Origin of the sequence: Denitrobacterium detoxificans (assembly GCF_015062615.1) — a bacterium.
In the GTDB taxonomy this organism is placed as follows: Bacteria; Actinomycetota; Coriobacteriia; order Coriobacteriales; family Eggerthellaceae; genus Denitrobacterium; species Denitrobacterium detoxificans_A.
Window position 1 is genome coordinate 70,432 of record NZ_SUUH01000006.1, and the last position, 19,917, is coordinate 90,348.

Genomic DNA, 19,917 nt, shown 5'->3' on the forward strand with positions numbered 1-19,917 from the left:
CATAGGTTTGCCTCATCCCGAACTCGGGTACAATCGCAGGGGAGGGATGTGTATGAAATTCAAGATAGGGACGGTGGCGAAGCTCACGGGCTTTTCGCCGAGTGGTGTGCGCTACCTGGAAAGTCGCGGCGTGGCGGTGCCTTCGGGCGGCCGTGAGGGCACGTACCGCATGTATACCATGGACGACGTGGCGCGCCTGCTCGAATGCCGTAATTATCGCGAGTGCGGGTTCGACATCGAGGATACGGCCGAGCTGTTTCACGCCGATGATGTCGCCGATGTTTCGGAAAGCCTGAAGGCGCGCGCGGAAGGCATGCGCGACCAGATTCGGCACTTGGAAAATCTCGAGGCATTCCTGGAAAGTCGCGCGAAGGACCTTGATGCTATCGGGGCCGGCACGCCGCCTGTGGTAACGACTTCGCCTTCGCTGTACTGGGCTCCCTTGTGGATGCCCAGCGAGAAGGGCGCGGCGGCACCCATTCCCAGCGGCAACGACGGCTTCGACATTCCCTTTGCCGACTCCAGCTTCATTCTGGAAGGCGGAGTGGAGGGTCTTACGAACGTACGCGTGGGGTATGCCGTCATGCGTCGCTTCACCACGCGCGTGCCTGATAATCCCGATGCGCGTTTTGTGCCCGCTTCGAAGGCGGTGAAGTCAATCGTGCGTATTGGCAAGGACTTTCAGCCCAATGCCGACGACCTTGCGCGCGTGGCGTCGTTCATTCGGGAAAACAGCCTGCTGCCCAAGGGCGATGCGCACACGCAGCGGCTCTGCTCCATCCACGTTCCGCACGAGGTGCGCTATGACGTGCTGTGGCAGCCGGTAAGCGAGTAACAAAACTCTACAGCCGCTGAAGAGTTTGCGCGCGTTTTCCCTGCGTGCGCATTGGCTCATTCCCAGATAATCCGCGCTTGACTTTGCAGTGGCTGCAGCATCGATGATGCTCCCGGCGGACCGAAAGGGAGGTCCGAATCAATGGGAGGATTCAATATGGCTACTATCGATGTAAGCAGGCGTTCGTTTATCAAGGGAGGCCTGGCCGGCGCAATGGGCATCGTGGCTGCCGGTTCTCTGGCCGCGTGTGCGGGCTCTGGTTCCAAGAAGGAGTCCAGCGCCGATTCCGCCAAGGAGCAGATTACGGTCGAGGAAACCCGCGAAGCCGATGTCGTGGTTGTCGGTCTGGGTGCTTCGGGCCTGATGGCGGCTCTGGCCGCGGCGGATAAGGGTGCGAACGTCATCGCCATCGACTCGGCCCAGAACTTTGAGGGCACCACGAACACTCACACCACCGGCGCATGGATGATTGGCAGCAAAGAGCAGTTGAAGCATGCCGATTATCTGACCGAGCAGGAAGCGTTCGAGTGGATTGAACCCGGCACGCATTACCAGAGCAACGGCAAGGTGCTGCGCAACATCATTCGTTCCAGCGCTCAGGCTGCGAATTACCTCATCGACGGCGGCGTTCAGCTCATGTACGCCTTCGAGGGCTCCACGAAGGATGCGCCCATGCTTTCCCGCGGCGGCCACATCTACCTGGAAGAGGGCGAGGGTCGCGCAAACAACTTCCGTGACATGTGCGCTCAGCGCTCCAACCTGGAGACCATCTTCAACTGCAAGGCCCAGCAGCTGGTCACGGACGATTCCGGTAACGTAACGGGCATTATCTGCAAGAATGGCAAGACGGAAACGCAAATCAATGCCAAGGCCATCATCATGTGCTCGGGTGGCTTCCTGGCCAACCCCGATATGATCAAGGAACTGTTCGCGGGCGCCGTGCTCGTGAACCAGGGCATGGGCCAGAACGACGGATCGGGCATCAAGATGTGCCAGGAAGCGGGCGCGCAGATTGGCAAGAACTTCTCGGTTTCCATCAACGAGATGGGCGCCGCAAACCTGAAGGCCTCGCCCGCCTATTCCTGGGCACCTGGCCGCGGCACGAATCCGTGCTTCTACCTGCCGCTGTTTGGCAATATCCTGGTGGACAAGCGTGGCGAGCGCTTCATGAACGAGCAGCAGATGTGCGAGCTCACGATGTTCTCGGGCGAGCCCCTGCTGCGCGATCCGTATTACTACACCATTATCGACCAGGCATATGTTGACCGCGTAAAGTCGAGCCCCGTGTTTGACTTCCTCACGGCTGGCACGAGGCAGAACATGGGCCCGGCGCTGCTCATGGGCTTCCAGGACGTAACGCTGTCCGATTTCGACAAGAGCATCGACGAGGCCATCAGCCAGGGTTGGGCTGCGAAGGCCGACAGCATCGAGGAGCTTGCGAAGAAGTTCGACCTTACCGACCTGCCCGAAACCATCAAGGCATATAACGATGCGTGCTCCAAGGGCTATGATGACGAGTTCTTCTTGCCTGCCGATTACATGCACGCCATCAATCAGGGGCCGTACTACGTGTTTGAGTACAACCCCGGCGCATGGGTTACGCTGGGCGGCATCAAGACCGATGGCTTCTGCCGTGCGGTAAATGCCGACAACGACGTCATCAAGGGCCTGTATGTGGCTGGCGTTGATGGCGACTTCTGGAGCGTCCCGTATTTCCAGGGCGGTTCCTGCAATGGCTTCTCCCTGGCCAGCGGCGTACTCGCCGGCAACACGGCCAGCGCCGACATCTAGCATACGAGCGGCCACGCGCCATCCCCCTCCCGGCGCGATAGGCATTTTGGACCCCGCATGTCTGCAGCATGCGGGGTCGTTTTGGTAGCTTGTTTTTCTATTCGTCGCCGAATTATCGCATTTGTCGCGTCTTCTGAATTCGGGTGGTGCTATCATGCCCATGTTACATATTTAGAATCCGTAACATGGGAGGAAAGAGTATGGGAAAGCATTTGAAGGTGGCGGTGGCCCTTGCTTTCGCGGCTTGCTTGGCCGTGTTCGCGTTGGCGGGGTGCTCTACGTCGAGTGGGTCGTCTAACTCGTCGGGCGATTCTTCCGCAACTACGGAAAGCGCTACGAAGACGGTCGTAGACGCGTATGGCCGCAGCGTGGAAGTGCCTGCGAATGCCCAGACCGCTGCGACGGTTGGCAGCGGTGCGCGCTTCGTGGTGTACGCCGGCGCTCAGGACAAGCTGATTGCGGTCACGGAAATGGAAACCGACCCTGCTATGAACCGCCCGTATGCCATCGTGTACAAGGATCTGTTCGCCAATTTGCCCGCTACCAGCAATGGCAATCACCTTATGGAAACGAACGTGAACGAGGAGCAGCTCATGGAGCTGAACCCCGACGTCATCATCTCCAGCCGCAGCGCCGAGGAATGTGATGCCCTGCAGGAAGCCACGGGCATTCCCGTCATTGGCATTAGCTATCAGAACCAGCTGTTCACCGAGAACGTGTACAAGTCTATTACCTGCGTAGCCCAGGCTCTGGGCACGGAAGACCATGCTGCCGAGGTAGTGGCGAAGCTGAAGGAATGGGACGCTGATCTTACGAGCCGCACGGCTAACATCCCCAACGACCAGAAGCCTACCGTATACGTGGGCGCGGTGAATTACAAGGGCGCGAAGAGTTTTACGGGCACCTACGCCAACTATGCTCCGTTGGTAGAGCTGAATGCCATCAACGTGGCTGACTCTACGGGGCAGGATGGTGCCGTAGATGTGGACCTGGAGCAGATTGCCAACTGGGACCCTGACTACATGTTCCTGAATGCCGGCAACATGGATCTCATGAAGGAAGACTACGCCAACAACCAGGCATTGTTCGATAGTCTGAAGGCTTTCCAGAACGGCAATCTCTACACGCAGCCGTTCTTCAACTTCAACGGCACGAATATCGACACGGGCATCTGCGATACCTACTTCATCGGTGCTACTATTTACCCCGACGCTTTTGCCGACGTGGACTTGGAGGCCAAGTACTCCGAGATCTACACGACGCTGCTGGGCGCCGACTTCTATCAGACGATGAAAGAGAACAAGATGGGATTCAAGAGCCTGTCGTTCTCGTAGTAAGGGTTGCTAGCGCATAGGTCATGGAAGAGGAGAAGCTTACCAATACGGGGCTTGCCGCTCGAACCGAAGCAACGCGAGGCGTTTACGTGGGGTACATCCGGCGTAAGCGCCTCGTCATGGTTGTGCTTGCGGTCGTGGTGCTGGTCATTGCCACCCTTTCCATGGGCATGGGCTCGCTGGGCCTATCTCCTTCGGAAGTGGTGATGGCAGTATTCGGGCAGGGCTCCACGCGTGCCGTCGCCGCAGTTCAGAACCTGCGTCTGCCGCGCGTGCTCACGGCTATCGTGGCGGGCATCGCCCTGTCGCTTGCGGGATGCGCGTACCAAAGCGTGTTGCGTAACCCGCTGGCTTCGGCAAGCACCCTGGGCATTTCCCAAGGTGCGGCATTCGGCGCATCCGTGGCCATCATCCTGCTTGCGGGTGGCGCTTCGTCTTCCGCCGCCTACGAGGGCGTTTCCACGGCCGAGCCGATTAGCACCGCCCTTTGCGCCTTTGCGGGTGCCATGCTTTCCACGGTGGTCATTTTGCTGCTTTCGCGCGTGCGAGAAATGACGCCCGAAAGCATCGTGCTCCTTGGCGTGGCCCTTTCGGCGGCGTTTACCGCGGGTACCACGCTTATTCAGTACTTTGCGGAAGATTCCCAGGTGGCGGCAGTGGTCTTCTGGACGTTTGGCGACCTGAGCCGCGTGAGCAAGAGCCAGCTTGCCATTATGGCGGGCGTGACGGCCGTAAGCGCCGTGTTCTTCTTCCTGCAGCGCTGGAAGCTCAACGCCATGGAATCGGGTGAGGTGCTGGCTCATGGCCTGGGCGTTTCGGTGAATCGCGTGCGCTTGGCGAATATGCTCTTTGCCAGTGCGGCGGCTTCCACGGTTATCGCGTTCTGCGGCATCATCAACTTCGTTGGCTTGGTGGCCCCGCATATCATGCGTCGTCTGCTGGGTTCCGACTATCGGTTTCTGCTGCCGGCTTCCGCCCTTGCGGGTGCGGGCTTGCTTCTCGTTTCCGACATTCTTTGCCACGTGGTGGTATCGCCGCTCATTTTGCCCATTTCGGCGATCACGTCGTTCGTGGGTGCGCCCATCTTCATCTACCTGCTGTTCAAGGGGGTCAATCGCTAATGCTCGAAGCGCGTGACCTCCACTTTTCGTATCGCCCTGATAGGCCTTTGCTGCAGGGCATTTCCATCGATGTTGCGCCTGGTTCGTTCCTGGCGATTTTGGGCGTGAATGGATGCGGCAAGTCCACGTTGCTTTCCTGTCTTTCCGCCATGCACAAGCCCGATAGCGGGGACGTGCTGCTTGATGGTGCGCCCATCGCCACGGTGAAGCGAATCGAACGAGCGCGCAAGATCGCGCTGGTCGCGCAGCATAGCCATGCGAATCGGCTCACGGTGTACGATGCGGTGCTTCTGGGGCGTCATCCACGTATGTCAGGCGCGCCTTCCGCTGAAGACTACGATGTGGTCGACGACGTGCTCGCACGTTTGGAGCTTTCCGATTATGCGTTGCGCTACACCGACGAGCTTTCGGGTGGCGAATACCAGAAGATGGCGCTGGCCCGCGCGTTCGTGCAGCAGGCGGAAACGCTGCTGCTCGACGAGCCCACGAACAACTTGGACCCCGCGAATCAGCAGGAGGTCATGCAGGCTACGCGTGACGAGGTGGATGGTCGCGGCATTGCGGCTGCAGCCGTCATGCACGATGTCAATTTGTCGCTGCGCTATTGCGATCGATTCCTGTTTTTGAAGGATGGCAAGGTCGACGCGCTGGGCGGACGCGAGGTCGTTACGCCCGAGCGCATGAAGAGCGTGTATGGCATGGAGTGCGACGTTATCGATTACGGCGGAAGGCCTGTGGTCATTCCGCGTTAAGGAGCTTGAGGGCATGGGTATCGTAGACAATATCGCGACCTATTTCGACGATCGCGCCGAGGCATGGGACCAGATGGAATACACCACGAGGAGTCGCGTGCAGGGTGCCGTTCTGTCGCTGGCTGGCATTGGGCAGGGCAGTCGCGTGCTCGACGTCGCCTGCGGCACGGGCGTGATGACGCCGCATTACGTGCAGGCGGGCGTATCTTCGGTGCTGGGCGTGGACCTTTCCGAGAAGATGATCGCCATCGCTCGTGGGAAATTTGCCGACGAGCCTACGGTGTCGTTTCTTGCGGGCGATGTGAACGAGCTTCCCGAGGGCGACCCGTTCGACGCGGTGGTCATCTACAATGCCTACCCGCATTTCATGGACAAGGATGCCCTGGTGGAGAAGACGTACAAGCTGCTCAAGCCAGGTGGGCGCTTCGTCGTGGCGCATGGGAGCGGCAAGGACGTCATTAATGCGCATCACGATGCAGTTGCCGCGGGCGTGAGCATGGGCTTGCGGTCTGCTGCCGAGGAAAGCGCCCTTTGGGCGAAGCGATTCACGCTGGAATCGCAGGTTGATACGCCGGGGTTTTACGCATTTTCGGGCGTGAAGGAAGCATAATCCACGGGGCGAAAAAGATGGGGTCCCTTGGGACCCCATCTTGTGATTCTGCGGCGAATCTTATCCGTTGAACGCTTGCTCGAGGATTTGCTTCGATTCGCTGTACGTGACCCAGCCGGAAGGTAGATCCACGTTTTCGTGTTCGTGGCAACCTGTGCAAACCACGGTGGATGCGCGATGCCCCTTGTGACAATCGGTGCATTCCAGCGAGAGGTTCTCGTGGTATTGCTGGTGCGGGTTGAACGAACGGCTCTGCGTGGAGGCTTCCAGCTTGTCGTACGACACTTCGCCGTTGTCTCCCAGCAGGTAGACGTGGCAGTTCTGGTTTGCGCAGAAGCTTTCTGACGTTTTGCCGTCCCACTTCTGCAGGGCCTGGGCCGAACGCTCGTCGCGGGGGATGGTGTAATTGCCGGATACGAAGCTCACGCCGTCGTGTGCAAGTTCCGCTACGTTGGGCTTGTGGCAATCGACGCATACGATCTGCGACTTGGCAGTTGCCTGCGTATGGCTGTGCAGAACGGCCATCATGGCGTTGGTATCGGAGACGGTATTGCCGTACTTGTCGGTGCCTTGAACTCCCTGCTCCTGCGAGAAATTCTGCACGTAGGTGTTCTCGATGTGGCATAGGGTCGAGCAGAAGCTGGGTTGCTCGTGCCATACCATCATGCCCACGCCCACGGCTACGAGCACGACCACGATGACGCCCAGGATGATGAGCTTCTTGCTACGCTTCTTTGCCGGCTGCGTTTCGTTTGTCATGTTCTCTTCGTTCATGATGCGCTCCCTTCTAGCGAGATGAAGCGCTTACGCGACTGAGGACATGCCGAGCAGGGCATCGCCCTCGTCGAGGATCTGATTGCCCAGGTCGAGCGTGTGGCGGTAGTACGTGGGGTTGTGGGCGCCCTCGCTATTTTCCGCTGCGGCTAGGTTCCAGTAGTAGCAGGACTCGCGCTGAATCTGCTGCAAGCGCGCCAGCGTATCGGCGTCGATACCATTGGATGCTGCGAATGCCTCGTCGAGCTTCAGCACCTTCTGGCCTGGGTTGGCCTCGTCGTCCTGCTCGGTGGCTACCTTGCTCTCGAAGTTCTTGATGAACTTCTCGCAGCGCTCGCCCAGCGTGGTGGTTGCCGGGTCAATCTCGTTCTGCCACGCGCGCACTTCGGCGCGGATGTCAGCATGGCACGTGCTGCAGTCGCGGTCGATGAGCTCCTGGTTGTCCAGCGGGCTGGTCCACTCGTGGTCGGCGTAGACCGTGCCGTCCTCGGCCTTGGTGGTGGCCATGTGGCAGTCGTTGCAGTCGTAGCCAAGCTGGGCCATGTGCGAGCCCTGCGGCAGGATCTCGTTGTCGCCGCCGTAGATGAACTCGTATTCCGCGTGGCGGATGGCGAGCATCTTGGCACCGGTGGACGCGTACGTCCAATCGACGTAGTTGTGGTCGTTGTACCACTTGATGGCCTTTTCGGGCACCATGTCGGAACGGCCGTTGTCATACGGGCTCGTGGGAATGCTGGTGCCGGGCGCCATGGAGTAGTCGCAGTGGCACTGGCCGCAGACCTGGCCTTCCATAGATGCAACCTGATGGTCGGCGCCCATGGCGCGCACCCATTCGGCGCGGTCAACTTCCAGGTAGACCTCGCCATCCTTCATGGGAGTGTTGCCATGGCAACTGGCGCAGCTGATGTTCTCGTCCAGCTGGCCAATAATGTCATTGAAGGGCTGGGAATGCACTTCTTCGCCTTCCTGGTCTACCAGGTTGGAATACTGCGGGCTCTTGCAGGTGATGCAAGCAGCCTTGGTCTTCGTGCCATCTCCCACGCGGCCGTTGTGGGCAACGGTCCAGAGCGAGAACACGTGGCTGGCGGGCTCGGTGTAGTACTTGGCGTAGCCGTAGCCCTTGCCGAGCGTCTTGATTTCGGGGTTGGTTTCCAGGTAGTCCTGCTTGTTGGCGTCGGTGTATTCGTAGCCATCGGGCAGGGCCGAGGTAGTGTCCTCGCTGGAAGTGTACCCTTCGGCGCAGTAGCTGCCTTCCAGGTAGTCTTCCGCGGGAGGCGTGTTCGTGGCGTTGGCCAGGTACGAATCGTATTCGTACGGGTAGGCGTTGGCCCACTGGTCCGCCTTCACGACGCCGAATTGGTCGGGCGTTGGCGTTTCTGATGATTGTTGTACGTTTGGCGTCGGATTACCGACTGGATTTGTCGTTGCCTTGGGCGCGCATGCTGCAGTGCCGGCGACTATGGCGACAACCGCAAGCGTGCCCATGGTAACGGCAAGCTTCTTGCTAAACATAGCAGGCCCCTCCTATATCCCTTTGTGTCCCATTTGTGGCGGCTTTCGCACACAATTCGCCACCTTCTCGAATCTAATCGTACGAGCAACCGCCCAAAAGGTGAATGCACACTTCAGTGTTGGTTTTTAGGTACACTTCGCGAATTGGTGTACAGTTATTTCAAGGTAGGTAGGGCATGTAAGGCACGCTTGCGCATGTGGGGGACGGAGGGTTGATGCAGCTCGTAGATAAGTGCAGTACGGAGCCGTTTTACCAGCAGATATACCGCAAAATCGCCAGCGATATCGAAGGCGGGGCCCTTGCAGAGGGTACTCGTCTTCCTTCCATTCGTGCGTGCGCGAAGGATTTGGATGTTTCTGTTACAACAATCGAAATTGCCTATCGCGAGTTGGTTGCTGAGGGCTACGTGGAAGCGCGGCAGGGAAGCGGCCATGTGGTGTGCCGCGTGCGCGATTCTTCAGGCGCGAGGCTGCAACGGAGCGAGGGCTATCGCCAGGCCTTGGAGCGGCTGCATGCCCATACGCACGAGCCCAAGCGCACGTGGCGTTTCGATTTCGCGTACGATGCCATCGACCCGAGTGTCTTTCCCCTGGCTGCGTGGGCCCGTACCTCGCGCGACGTGTTCTTCGGCGAAAGTTCCGGCCGTTCTTTCTTCTACGACGATTCGCAGGGGCTGCGCCAGCTGCGCACGGAAATTGCCGCGCATGTGAACGAGGAACTGGGGCTCGACTGGAACCCCGACCAGGTGCTCATCATGCCCACCACGCGAGATCTGCTCAACGAGATTCTCATGCTGTTCGATGCGTCGAGCACGGTGGTGGGGTTGGAAAACCCTGGCTACGACGAGGCGTATGCGGCTTTCGCGCGTATGGGGTTCCGCACGCGCGCCATTCCCGTGTATCCAACGCCTACGGCGCAGGAATATCTGCAGTCGGTCGACGGCCTGGATATCGTGTTCGCCACACCGTCGTGCCAGTTCCCCACGAACATCGTGATGCCGCCTGACGTGCGCAAGGCGCTGGTGAAATGGGCTAACGATACGGGCGCGTACATCGTAGCCGATGAGTATGGCTGGGAGCTAAGCCCCGGCGTGGGGCGCGTTGTGCCCATGGCGGCAATCGACGATGCGGGTAGCGTGATCATGACGGGAACGTTCTCGAACTGCTTTTCGCCGGCGGTATGCCTGAGCTACGCCCTGCTTCCGCCGGAGCTCATGCTGAAGTGGCGTGGTCGTTCGGCGCGCTTGCATCCACGCGTGCCTTGGCAAACGCAGGCGGCGATGGCGGCATTCATGCGTGAGGGACAGTGGAATTCGCACGTGCGCAAGATGCGCCAGGCGGTGCTCAAGAAACGCGAGCTTCTCATGGAGTCGCTGCATGCGTGCATGGGCGATGCGGTCGAGATCGTTATGGGCCGCCAGTTCGCGCTCGTTCGCACGAAGGATGCGCGTGGGGAAGCTGAGCTTATCGAGGCTGCGGAACGGGAGGACGTGCGCGTGTATCCCACCTCGCGCTACTGGGTGGGCTATCCTAATCCGGCCTGGGATTACGTGCTCGTGGGGTATGCGGGGCTCCCTGCCGATGAAATCGCTCCCGGTGTGGAAGCCCTGGCACGTGCCTGGGGTTTTGCCTCGTAGAAGCCTCGCGAGTGTGGCGCGGTAATCACGCGTTCGATTCAGATTGAAATACTTTATGGCGGGTATGTTGTGCTTACAACATACCCGCTTTCCTTGTCTCGGTACGGTGGCTCCAGTTCGATTTGTACAACGCTCAGATAAGAGACGAGGAGCAAGGCATGGATAACCAGATGTTCTGTTTTCAATGCGAGCAGACGGCGGGATGCGAAGCGTGCACGGGGCATGCGGGCGTCTGCGGTAAGCCGGTGGAGGTGGCGGTTGCCCAGGACGAGCTGACGGGCGCGCTCATTGGTCTTGCCGGCACCTGCAAGGCGGCGGGCGCGGCGAGCGAGAATGCGCTGCAGCTGATCGTGGATGGCCTGTTCGCGTGCGTGACCAACGTGAACTTCGACGAGGAATCGCTGAAGCGGCAGACCGCGCACGTGCGCGCCGAGAAGGCGGCGATTGCCCAGAGTGCTGGCGTAGCCGAGCGTCCCGATTACGCAATGGGCCAAATCTGGAACGCCGACGAGGACATTCGCTCGCTGAAATCGCTTGTGCTGTTCGGCGTGCGCGGTACCGCGGCGTATGCCTATCACGCGCGTGCGCTGGGCAAGCGCGACGGCGCGATCGATGCATTCTTCGTGGATGCCCTGGCCCAGCTGGCCGAGCCCGGTTCCGTAGACACGCTGCTTCCGCTGGCGCTGAAGGTGGGAGAGATGAACCTGAGCTGTATGGCGCTGCTCGATGAGGCGAATACCAGCACGTTCGGCGTTCCCGCGCCTGCGAGCGTCACGATGGACGTGGAGCCTGGCCCGTTTATCGTGGTGACCGGCCATGATTTGCTTGACCTGAAGCTGCTGCTCGAGCAGACGGAGGGTCGTGGCGTGAACGTGTACACTCATGGCGAGATGTTGCCTGCGCATGCGTACCCGGAGTTGAGCAAGTACGAGCACCTGAAGGGCAATTTTGGCACGGCGTGGCAGAACCAGAAGAGGGAATTCGATGACATTCCGGGCGCGCTGCTGTATACCACGAACTGCCTGATGCCGCCGAAGGGCAGCTATTCCGACCGCGTATTCACTACGGGCACCGTGGCGTATCCCGATTGTCCCGTTATCGGCGAGGACAAGGACTTCACGCCTGTTATCGAACGCGCTATTGAACTGGGGGGATATGCCGAGACTCAGCACTTCACGGGTATCAATGGCGGCTCCGTGCTTACTACGGGTTTCGCCCAGGGTACCGTGCTTTCGGTGGCCGATAAGGTGATCGATGCTGTGAAGCAGGGCGCTATCAAGCATTTCTTCCTGGTCGCGGGCTGCGATGGCGCGCGTTCGAGCCGTAGCTACTACACCGACTTCGTAAAGGCCACGCCCAGCGACACGGTGGTGCTTACGCTTGCGTGCGGCAAGTATCGCTTCAATGACCTGGAGCTGGGTACGATTGACGGCCTGCCGCGCCTGATGGACATGGGTCAGTGCAACGACGCGTATAGCGCCATTCAAGTTGCCGTGGCGTTGGCCGAGGCCTTTGAGTGTGGCGTGAACGACCTGCCGCTTTCCATGGTGCTTTCCTGGTACGAGCAGAAGGCGGTGTGCATTCTTCTTACGCTGCTGTACTTGGGTATCAAGAACATCAAGCTTGGACCCACGTTGCCTGCGTTCATTAGCCCGAACGTTCTGAACGTGCTGGTCGAAAACTACGGCATCGCCCCATCACCACGCCCGAGGCCGACTTGGCCGAGCTGCTGGGGGAGTAGGCGACAAGGGTGACAGAGGGACGGTTCTTCTGTCACCTTTTTCTGCCGTGAAAGGGTGACAGAGGGACGGTTCTGCTGTCACCCCCCCGTTTTTGGTTCAGCGGTGGCAAAGCGTCGCCAAGCCGACGGGGTGACAGCAGAACCGTCCCCCTGTCACCCGACGGTTTCCGGGGCTTTGTTTTCCCAAGGGAAATGCCCCTTCTTCTTCCAGCGGGTCCTCATGAAGGCGCGGTCCCATGCGTGCACTAAAAAGTTAGGCTATACTAACTGCTTGTGAACAATACATCTGCGAAACGATATCAATTCGTAACGAGATGCGCACGGGGATATCGAATCCCTGTGGAAGTGCAGGTAGCGAAGGGAAAGCGTATGGCGAAATCGATGCGCGGCGGCGCAAGCTGGCTTCTGGTCTTCTGCATGGCATGCGTGATGCTGTGCGAAGGATTCGACATCATCGTGTATAGCAGCCTCATTCCCACGCTCATTGCCGATGGTGGCATGGGCATGGACAGTGCCGCGGCTGGCCTGGTGGGGAGTATGACGTTCTTGGGCATGTTCGCTGGTGGGTTGCTTGCGGGTGTGGTCCAGCGAAAGCTGGGGTACGTGCGCGCGATCGCCCTTGGCGTCATGTGGTTCAGCGTGGCGATAGCGCTGTCGTCGTTTGCGGCGAATGCGTACATGCTAGGCGCCTTCCGCGCGCTTGCGGGTCTGGGCTTGGGGTGCGTGCTGCCCATCGCCATGTCCCTTGCGCGCGATCATTCGAGCAAACGCATGGCTCCGCTCGTCATCAGCTTGGTCATGACGGGCATCCCCTTTGGTGGACTTCTGGCGGCCTTTGCCTGCTCGTCGTTGCTTTCCCTGGTGGGGTGGCGTGCTCTCATGTTTCTAGCGGGGCTGATCGGCGTGCTGCCCGTATCGATCGTCGTCCCTGTTGCGTCACGCGTGGTCGCGAAGTTGGAGGGGACGCAGCCTGGTGCCGCGGCTCGTTCCGCGCAGCAAACACTACGTCAGTTGAGTGCGAGGTCGAAGGCCCTTTTGGGAATGCTCTGTGCCATGACGTTTCTGTTCCTCATGGCGTATTACGGCATGAGCACCTGGCTTGCGCAGCTCATGCGCGTGTTCAACTTGCCGTTGGAGAATTCGCTGCAGATGATGGTGGTGCTGAATTTTGGCTGCGTTATGGGGTCGCTGCTCACAGCATGGCTTGCCACGCGCATGAGCGTGAAGGTAGTTGCCATGGGCAGCGGGTTGCTTGCCTCGTTGTGCCTTATCGGCATAGCCATGCATCCGAGTAGCGGAGCGCTGTTGATGGCGTTCGTCTTCTTTGCTGGCGTGGGCGCCATTAGCGCGCAGAACCTTACGAATGCGCTGGTCTCGAATGCGTTCCCCGAGGAGTTGCGTCCTACGGCCCTGGGTATGTCGCTGGGCATTGGGCGCTTGGGTGCGGTGGTGTCGCCTGCGGTGGGTGGCCTGATCCTGCAATCGGGTTTCGATGCTGGCTGGGTGCTGGTGATGCTGGCTACCGCGGAAGTGGTTGGCGTGGGGCTGCTTCTGCCGTACGCGCCGTACCGCCGCGCCGAAGCTGCGGAAGCGTAGGGCCGAAGGGTGACAAGGGGACGGTTCTTCTGTCACCCCCCCCATTTGGCAGCTGGTGACTCTTTGCTGCTGGCGACCAGAGTGGGGTGACAGCGGAACCGTCCCCCTGTCACCTTTATTTGGCAGCTGGTGACTCTTTGCTGCTGGCGGCCAGAGTGGGGTGACAGAAGAACCGTCCCTCTGTCACCTTGTCTCCCTGGGGAAATAAAAAGCCGCGCGAAGGCGGCTTTACATGCAATGGAGCGGACAACGGGGTTCGAACCCGCGACCCCCACCTTGGCAAGGTGGTGCTCTACCAACTGAGCCATGTCCGCGTAGGAATTAGTATTCTATCCAGATTCCCCGCGAGTGCAAGGGAAAATGGCAAATGAGGACGTGAATCCACATTTCCTCTTGAAGTGCACGTGTGGGACGTGTTTGCTAGCCTCGCGCCTCGTCGTGCGTACCGATGAATTTCTCCATCCAGACCATGTTGTACCAGCGGTCGAATTTCCGGCCGCACTTGTGAAACGTGCCAACCTTCTGAAATCCCAGATGCGCATGGAAATGCTCGCTGTTGCGCGTAAGGTATTCGTCCTCCTCGATGGGGTCGCCGATGCAGGCGTAGAGGTTCAGGATGCCCTTCGCCTTCAGGCGCTGCTCGAGAGCTTCGTAGAGCGCGCGGCCATAGCCCCGCTTGCGTGCGTCGTGATGCAGGTAGATGGAAAGCTCGCAGGAATGACGGTAGGCTTCGCGCCCCACGAAGGGGCCGGCGTAGGCGTAGCCCTGAATCGCACCCTCGTCTTCGACCACTAGATAGGGGTATCCGCCGGTCAGCGTCTTTTGGATGCGCCTGCCGAAATCCGCAACGGAGGGCGTCTCGCATTCGAAGGTGATGGCGGTGTTTTCGACGTAGTGGGCGTAAATGGCCAGAAGGTATTCCGCGTCGTCGACGGTGGCGGTTCGGATAATCATGGGTTCCCTCCTCGCTCGCTCCTTGGTTAGTGGGCATTATAGGCGAGTTGTGCGTGGCCTGGGGGAATGCGCTGGGGATTTCAACGGCTGTTAACATGCGAAAAGCGCCGCCCGGGGTGCAAAGGACGGCGCTTTTCGAGGAGAGGAGGCGACTATTTGGCGAGGGAAGTCCTCAGGACGTGCTTGGGATCCTTCGCTACCAGGTAGATTGCCCATGCCGCCAGGCCTACGGCCACGACGACCAGGCCAAGAATGGCATCGTCGATCATTGCGGCGGTGTCGGTGATTTCGATGAAGCCTTCGCCTTCGATAAGGCCGTTAATGCCGTCGACGCACCACATAAGGGCGGCGCCCCAGTACATAAGGGCAAGCGTACCGAAGCGCATGCTCGAGTTCGGCGTGGTGGCATACCAAATGGCCGTGACAATGGCTGCAGCCAGGAACGTGATGACGAGCGTCATGTTATGCCCCCTCTACAACGGTAGACGGGCTACGCTTCACGGCGGCGTCGGCCGCGAAGGTAACAACCAGCCAGGTAACGGTAACGAGTATCGCCATGCCAACGCCAACGGTTCCCATTTCGCCGAGCATTACGGGGATTTCAGTGGGGTCTTCCATGGCCGTGAGGAATGGCGGGAACGGAACGACCTCGCCATGCCACATGTGCTCGATGCAGAGCAGGATTACGCCGCCCCAGAGCATATTCATGAGCCAGCTGAGCTTGCGCGTCCAGCAAATGCCGTGCGTTGCGGGGTCGGTGAGCTGATTGCCCTGCTCGTCGACGATTCCCTTCTCAACTTCGCTCTTCTTGACGGCTGCACGGACCGCCGTTACGACAATCGCTTCGCCACCACCTACCAGAAAACAGGCCATGGTATTCCTTTCTTGCCGATAACACCTTTTCGAGAATAGTAACACCATTTGCCTATGTACGGGTGAAGAATTTGGTAATCGTAACACTCGCAGACGATACTTTTAGTTGCGCGGTCCGATGGGATGGTTTCGCAGCCGCGTGGCAGGCGAGGCGCGCGGTTTCTAGCGCGAAATGAGATAGTCGTTCGCGTTGTAGCCCAGCATGAAATCGCGCACGCGTTTCCCCTGTTCGCCTGCCGGTATGCGGAAGAGCGGGAAGCAGGCGGCGCCTTCGGTGTCGGGGTTCATGGGCCGTAGCTCGCAGAGGTTGTCGAGCGCACCATTGAGCGTGACGCCTTGCTCGATCTTGTCGTAGTCGATGCGGCAGCCCTGCTTCCAGTTCGGCGGCGTTTCGAGTACGCCCATGCCCGTTGCGGCGCTGGTCGACCGTTCGGCAAGGACGCTTTCCCAGTCGGGCTTCTGGTTGGCAAGGTAGTACGCATACGTGCGAATGCCGAAGGCGTAATAGCCCACATCGGTACCGCATAGCCCTGCAAATCGTAGCGGGTTCAACTCGATGACGTGCACGTTTGCGGGGTCTGCAAACGCTTCGATAGGGTCTTGCTGTGGCGCGTGCCTAACGCGGATCTCGGCATGCAGGCAGTAATTCCGAAAGCGGAAGGTCTCGTTCGCGTGTTGAAACCAGCGGCGCAGCGCGGGCGCTGCGGAGCGGATGATGTGCGGGCTGGTGAAGTACAGATGGTCCGACGTATCGGCGGCGTCGCGGAAGTCGTGCTGCAGCACGTTGAGGATCACGGGCTCGCCTTCGCCGTTGAAATACAGATCGACGGCGTATTCCTGGCCGCTCAGATACCCCTCGATGATGAATCGGTTTGCGGTGACTACGCTGCTGGGGTGTACGTTGCGGCTGGTCATTTCCTCGCGCAGAAGGTTGATGGTGGCGTCCCAATCGCTTGCCTTGCGCACCACGTGTACGCCGAAGCTGATGAAGCCAGCGGCAGGCTTCACGACAAGGGGAAATGGAAGCTCGCCCGGGTCGATCGCCAGGAGCTCTTCCATGGTGCATTCGCGGAAGAAGAACGTGGGGTCTACCGTTGCGAGGGCGCGTCGCGTCTCGGCCTTGTCCTTGCAGAGCCGAATGCAGCGCAGCAGGTGTTCGTCGTGAACGTTGGCGAGCACCCATTCCAGGGCGCTTTCCGAGCTGCTGTATACGCGTTCGCCTGCATCAATGCGTGCGGCGGCGTCTGCGGGGTCTACCAGGTTGAGCGTACGTCCCTTGGCGGTGACCTCTCGCGCAAATGCGTTGCCGAGCGTGGGGTGCTGTGATGCTTCGAGCCAGTCGAGCATGATGTCCGATGCGTAGGGCCCTTCGAGTATGAACATATTCCGTCCGTTCTATCGTGTGGGCCGCGCACTCCCAGTGATTGACGAGTTTTTATTCTACCCCTCGCAGCAGGCGGGGGTTGCGTGCGTGTTCTTCAGTATCGAGGCTTCCTTGCGCAGGCATTTCAGGTATGCGTTCTCGTGCGCCGCAAGATGGCGGCCTTCGGGCCATGAAAAGCAAATTTGCCAGGTTATCCCTTCAAGGGGTAGGGCCACGATGTCGCTGGAGTGGGTGAAGACGTCGAGCGCAACTAGATGGGGAAGGCAGAACCCAAGCCCCTTGCCCGAAAGCGCGAAGTTGTAGATCCAGAATATCTCGGCGTAGGAGATGACATCAACAGCGACATCGCGTTGGATGCATTCCCTGGTGAACGCTTCGAAGATGCGGAAGTCCTTGCCCGGCATAGCGACCTTGCGGCCCGCGAGGTCCTCGAACGTTAGGCGCTTTCGCTTGCTGAGCGGATCGTCCTTGCGCACCCACAGCATAACGGGGCTGCTCGTGAGATTCACGGTGGTAAGTCCGCGTGCTGCTGGTTGAATGGTTATGCCCACGTCGAAGAATCCGTCGCGGACGAGCGAATCGCAGAGCGCATCGGGGAGCTCGGAGAAGGAGACTTTTACGCTGGGATTCAGCGATTCGTAGCGCTGCAGGGCATCGACACCGAACAGACCAGGGATGCCCAGGGCGCAGGCGACCTTGATTTCGAGCTTGCTTTCGCTGGAAATGCGTTCAAACGCCGTACCCAGCTGGTGCTGGGCTGCCTGAACGTACTTTGCGTATTGGTAGTATTCGTCGGCGTAGCGCGTGGGTTTCCGCACGCCGCGCTCATCGGTTTCGAAGAGGGGTACGCCCAGGTCACGTTCGAGGTTCCTAATGATTTTGGTGAAACCCTGGGGCGTCATGGGCACCTGTGCCGCTGCGGCGCTGAAGTTGGGCGAATCGTAGGCAAGTATGAAATAGCGACTGCGGTCTTCCACTGTGTAATCCCCCTTGCAATGCAGGCACGGCCTGCCATCCCTCCACATTGAATTTTCGCCTCTCTCAGGCGATGTCACCAATGGTAGTTCCTGTAACGGTTCGTTACAACGCTCAACTTCTGGCTACAGTTCTGGGCCGTACGCAGGCGTTTTAGCGTGGAAGAATGAGGGCATCGAAGAACGGCGTAAGGGACCGCAGCGAGGGAAGCTTGCGGGCGCCGTTTATCTCAACCAAAGGAGAGGGAAATGGCTATGAACAAACAGGGCATGTCTCGTCGTTCGTTCCTTACCGGTGCCGGCATCATCGCCGCGGGCGTCGCGGGCACTTCGCTCGTAGGCTGCGGAGGCAGTAAGTCTCGCAGCGAATCGGCTGTCAATACCGCAACGGATGCGGCAAGCACGAGCGCGGGTTCCACCGAGAACAGCGCAATCTGGGACATCAAGGAGCTGGGCGAGCCCAAGCAGACCGTCCAGGCCGATGTGTGCATCGTTGGTGCTGGCGGCACGGGCACGGCTGCGGCCATTCAGGCAATCGACCTGGGCTTGAAGCCCGTTATCATCGAGCGCATGAGCGGTTACGGCGGATCGTTCGTGGGCACCGAGGGTATGACGGCATTCGGCACCAAGTACATCGAGGCAGACGGTGGCGTTATGTTTGCCGGCGCGTACGACCCCACGCAGGAGTATGGCGTTGAAAACGCAACGAACACCTGTCTGAACTACCATCACTGGATTCCGCAACACAAGCTGTATATGAACTACTTCAATCAGACCGCCGAGACGATCGAATGGCTTGAGAGCCATGGCGTGAAGTTCGAGGGCAACATCTCCATTGGCTCCGGCCCGAAGGTCTGGCATGTTTACGATAAGGGCGAAGAGCTTTCCCCGGGCGGTTATTTCATGAAGTGCTTTGGTGCCGAGGCGGAAAAGCTGGGCGTAGAGGCTCACTTCGGCTACTACGGTCGCAAGCTTGTCATGGAAGACGGTAAGGTTGCTGGCGTGCTCGCCGAGAGCGAGAAGGGCGATGTCCTGAAGGTGGAGGCCCCTGTCGTCATGATTGCCACGGGCGGCTATGCCAACAACGCGGACTTCCTGTACGAGGTTTCCGAAACCAAGAACAAGAACATCCAGGCCATGGGCATGAACTGCCGCGAGGCCGACGGCATCAAGATGGCCAAGGACGCGGGCGCGGCTATGGCCGAGGGCCTGGGCACGGTTATGTGGTGCGGCCCCGTTACGCTGGGTGCTGTTACCTCCACGTGGACCACGGACGCTTATTCCGTGGGCGTGCAGCCCACGCTGTGGCTCAACCAGGATGGCGAGCGCTTCTGCAAGGAAGACCTCTGGATCGATGACTTCTCTGGCGCGGGCATGTGCGTACGCAACCAGGATCGTACGTTCGTCCTGTTTACCGAAGCGGATATGGCTCGCTGGGAGGCGGATGGCCCCGATGGTCAGGTCTTCTCGTTCGGCCAGCCTGGTAAGCCGCTGTCCACGGCGCGTGAAACCCTGCAGAAGTCCGAAGGCTGCCATGTGGGCAACGACCTTGCGGCTCTATGCCAGGAAGTTGGCCTCGACGCTGCGGCTGTTCAGGCTACGGTGGATGCCTACAACCAGCAGTGTGCTGTTGCCGCTGGTCTGGACGGGGAAGACACCTCTGCTGACAAGGAATTCGGCAAGCGCGCCAAGTACATGCATGCTGTTGATGCTGGTCCTTACTGGCTGTGCGAAGTGGCCGACGGCTACTACACGACGTGCGGTGGCATCAAGGTCAACGAGAAGATTCAGGTCATTAGCGAGGAAGGCGAAGTGATCCCCGGTCTGTATGCGGGCGGTTCCGACGCTGGCGGACTGTATGGCGACTCGTATGACGTGAAGTTCGCCCCTGGTTCCCAGGCTGGCTGGGCCGTCAACTCTGGTCGTCTTGCCATGAAGGATGCCGCGAAGTACCTGAATAGGTAAGCCCCTCCCTGCCGGGCGCACTCCCTCCCATCGCCCGGCACTCCCATATCGACTACGGGGCTGC

General features: G+C 59.6%; 17 protein-coding genes and 1 tRNA gene. 10 read left to right on the forward strand and 8 right to left on the reverse strand.

The features are described 5' to 3' along the window. Positions 1 to 52: 52 nt before the first annotated feature. The 6 genes from E7002_RS07790 to E7002_RS07815 all read left to right on the forward strand — a co-directional run bounded on the left by E7002_RS07790 (position 53) and on the right by E7002_RS07815 (position 6,443). Entirely contained in the window at positions 53 to 835 is a 783-nt protein-coding gene (locus E7002_RS07790) for a MerR family transcriptional regulator (RefSeq protein WP_303728315.1), read from the forward strand. 156 nt (positions 836 to 991) lie between these two features. After that, the gene (locus E7002_RS07795) at positions 992 to 2,626 is read left to right on the forward strand and encodes an FAD-dependent oxidoreductase (protein ID WP_303728316.1); all 1,635 of its coding nucleotides are present in this window, start codon (positions 992 to 994) and stop codon (positions 2,624 to 2,626) included. 200 nt (positions 2,627 to 2,826) lie between these two features. Continuing rightward, positions 2,827 to 3,960, forward strand: a complete 1,134-nt coding sequence (locus E7002_RS07800) for an ABC transporter substrate-binding protein (RefSeq protein WP_303728317.1) — start codon at positions 2,827 to 2,829, stop codon at positions 3,958 to 3,960. 23 nt (positions 3,961 to 3,983) lie between these two features. Beyond that, positions 3,984 to 5,081, forward strand: coding sequence for an iron ABC transporter permease (locus tag E7002_RS07805; RefSeq protein ID WP_303728319.1), 1,098 nt, complete (start codon positions 3,984 to 3,986; stop codon positions 5,079 to 5,081). After that, positions 5,081 to 5,833, forward strand: coding sequence for an ABC transporter ATP-binding protein (locus E7002_RS07810; protein WP_303728320.1), 753 nt, complete (start codon positions 5,081 to 5,083; stop codon positions 5,831 to 5,833). The genes E7002_RS07805 and E7002_RS07810 overlap by 1 nt, the downstream gene beginning before the upstream one ends. A 13-nt stretch (positions 5,834 to 5,846) precedes the next feature. Next, a complete protein-coding gene (locus tag E7002_RS07815; RefSeq protein WP_303728321.1) occupies positions 5,847 to 6,443 on the forward strand; it encodes a class I SAM-dependent methyltransferase in 597 nt (198 codons plus the stop codon). 60 nt (positions 6,444 to 6,503) lie between these two features. Here E7002_RS07815 and E7002_RS07820 read toward each other — a convergent pair whose 3' ends face one another. Next, the gene (locus E7002_RS07820) at positions 6,504 to 7,217 is read right to left on the reverse strand and encodes a cytochrome c3 family protein (protein WP_303728322.1); all 714 of its coding nucleotides are present in this window, start codon (positions 7,215 to 7,217) and stop codon (positions 6,504 to 6,506) included. Positions 7,218 to 7,247: 30 nt separating this feature from the next. Further along, positions 7,248 to 8,729 (reverse strand): ammonia-forming cytochrome c nitrite reductase subunit c552, encoded by a 1,482-nt coding sequence (locus E7002_RS07825; RefSeq protein WP_303728323.1) that lies wholly within the window; start codon positions 8,727 to 8,729, stop codon positions 7,248 to 7,250. 215 nt (positions 8,730 to 8,944) lie between these two features. On the opposite strand from E7002_RS07825, the gene E7002_RS07830 reads away from it, so the two are divergent. From E7002_RS07830 to E7002_RS07840, 3 genes are all read left to right on the forward strand, one after another. After that, complete coding sequence (locus E7002_RS07830) at positions 8,945 to 10,366, forward strand: PLP-dependent aminotransferase family protein (RefSeq protein WP_303728324.1); 1,422 nt, start codon at positions 8,945 to 8,947, stop codon at positions 10,364 to 10,366. A 158-nt stretch (positions 10,367 to 10,524) separates the two neighbouring features. Continuing rightward, a complete protein-coding gene (gene hcp / locus E7002_RS07835) occupies positions 10,525 to 12,120 on the forward strand; it encodes a hydroxylamine reductase (RefSeq protein WP_303728325.1) in 1,596 nt (531 codons plus the stop codon). A 356-nt stretch (positions 12,121 to 12,476) separates the two neighbouring features. Then, positions 12,477 to 13,703: an MFS transporter gene (locus E7002_RS07840; protein WP_303728326.1), complete on the forward strand. Its 1,227-nt coding sequence runs from the start codon at positions 12,477 to 12,479 to the stop codon at positions 13,701 to 13,703. A 238-nt stretch (positions 13,704 to 13,941) separates the two neighbouring features. On the opposite strand, the gene E7002_RS07845 is transcribed toward E7002_RS07840, so the two are convergent. From E7002_RS07845 to E7002_RS07870, 6 genes are all read right to left on the reverse strand, one after another. After that, a tRNA-Gly gene (locus tag E7002_RS07845) sits at positions 13,942 to 14,017 on the reverse strand. Between the two features lie 106 nt (positions 14,018 to 14,123). Next, positions 14,124 to 14,657 carry a GNAT family N-acetyltransferase gene (locus E7002_RS07850; RefSeq protein WP_303728327.1) on the reverse strand — a complete coding sequence of 178 codons (534 nt, stop codon included), beginning with the start codon at positions 14,655 to 14,657 and terminating at the stop codon, positions 14,124 to 14,126. Between the two features lie 152 nt (positions 14,658 to 14,809). After that, positions 14,810 to 15,118 (reverse strand): hypothetical protein, encoded by a 309-nt coding sequence (locus E7002_RS07855; protein WP_303728328.1) that lies wholly within the window; start codon positions 15,116 to 15,118, stop codon positions 14,810 to 14,812. Position 15,119: 1 nt separating this feature from the next. Next, positions 15,120 to 15,530, reverse strand: coding sequence for a hypothetical protein (locus E7002_RS07860; protein ID WP_303728330.1), 411 nt, complete (start codon positions 15,528 to 15,530; stop codon positions 15,120 to 15,122). Positions 15,531 to 15,692: 162 nt separating this feature from the next. Then, positions 15,693 to 16,913 carry an ATP-grasp domain-containing protein gene (locus tag E7002_RS07865; RefSeq protein WP_303728331.1) on the reverse strand — a complete coding sequence of 407 codons (1,221 nt, stop codon included), beginning with the start codon at positions 16,911 to 16,913 and terminating at the stop codon, positions 15,693 to 15,695. Between the two features lie 57 nt (positions 16,914 to 16,970). After that, positions 16,971 to 17,891, reverse strand: coding sequence for a LysR family transcriptional regulator (locus tag E7002_RS07870; protein WP_303728332.1), 921 nt, complete (start codon positions 17,889 to 17,891; stop codon positions 16,971 to 16,973). 246 nt (positions 17,892 to 18,137) lie between these two features. Between E7002_RS07870 and E7002_RS07875 the strand changes: the two genes are divergently transcribed. After that, positions 18,138 to 19,853 carry an FAD-dependent oxidoreductase gene (locus E7002_RS07875; RefSeq protein ID WP_303728333.1) on the forward strand — a complete coding sequence of 572 codons (1,716 nt, stop codon included), beginning with the start codon at positions 18,138 to 18,140 and terminating at the stop codon, positions 19,851 to 19,853. Positions 19,854 to 19,917 lie beyond the last annotated feature (64 nt).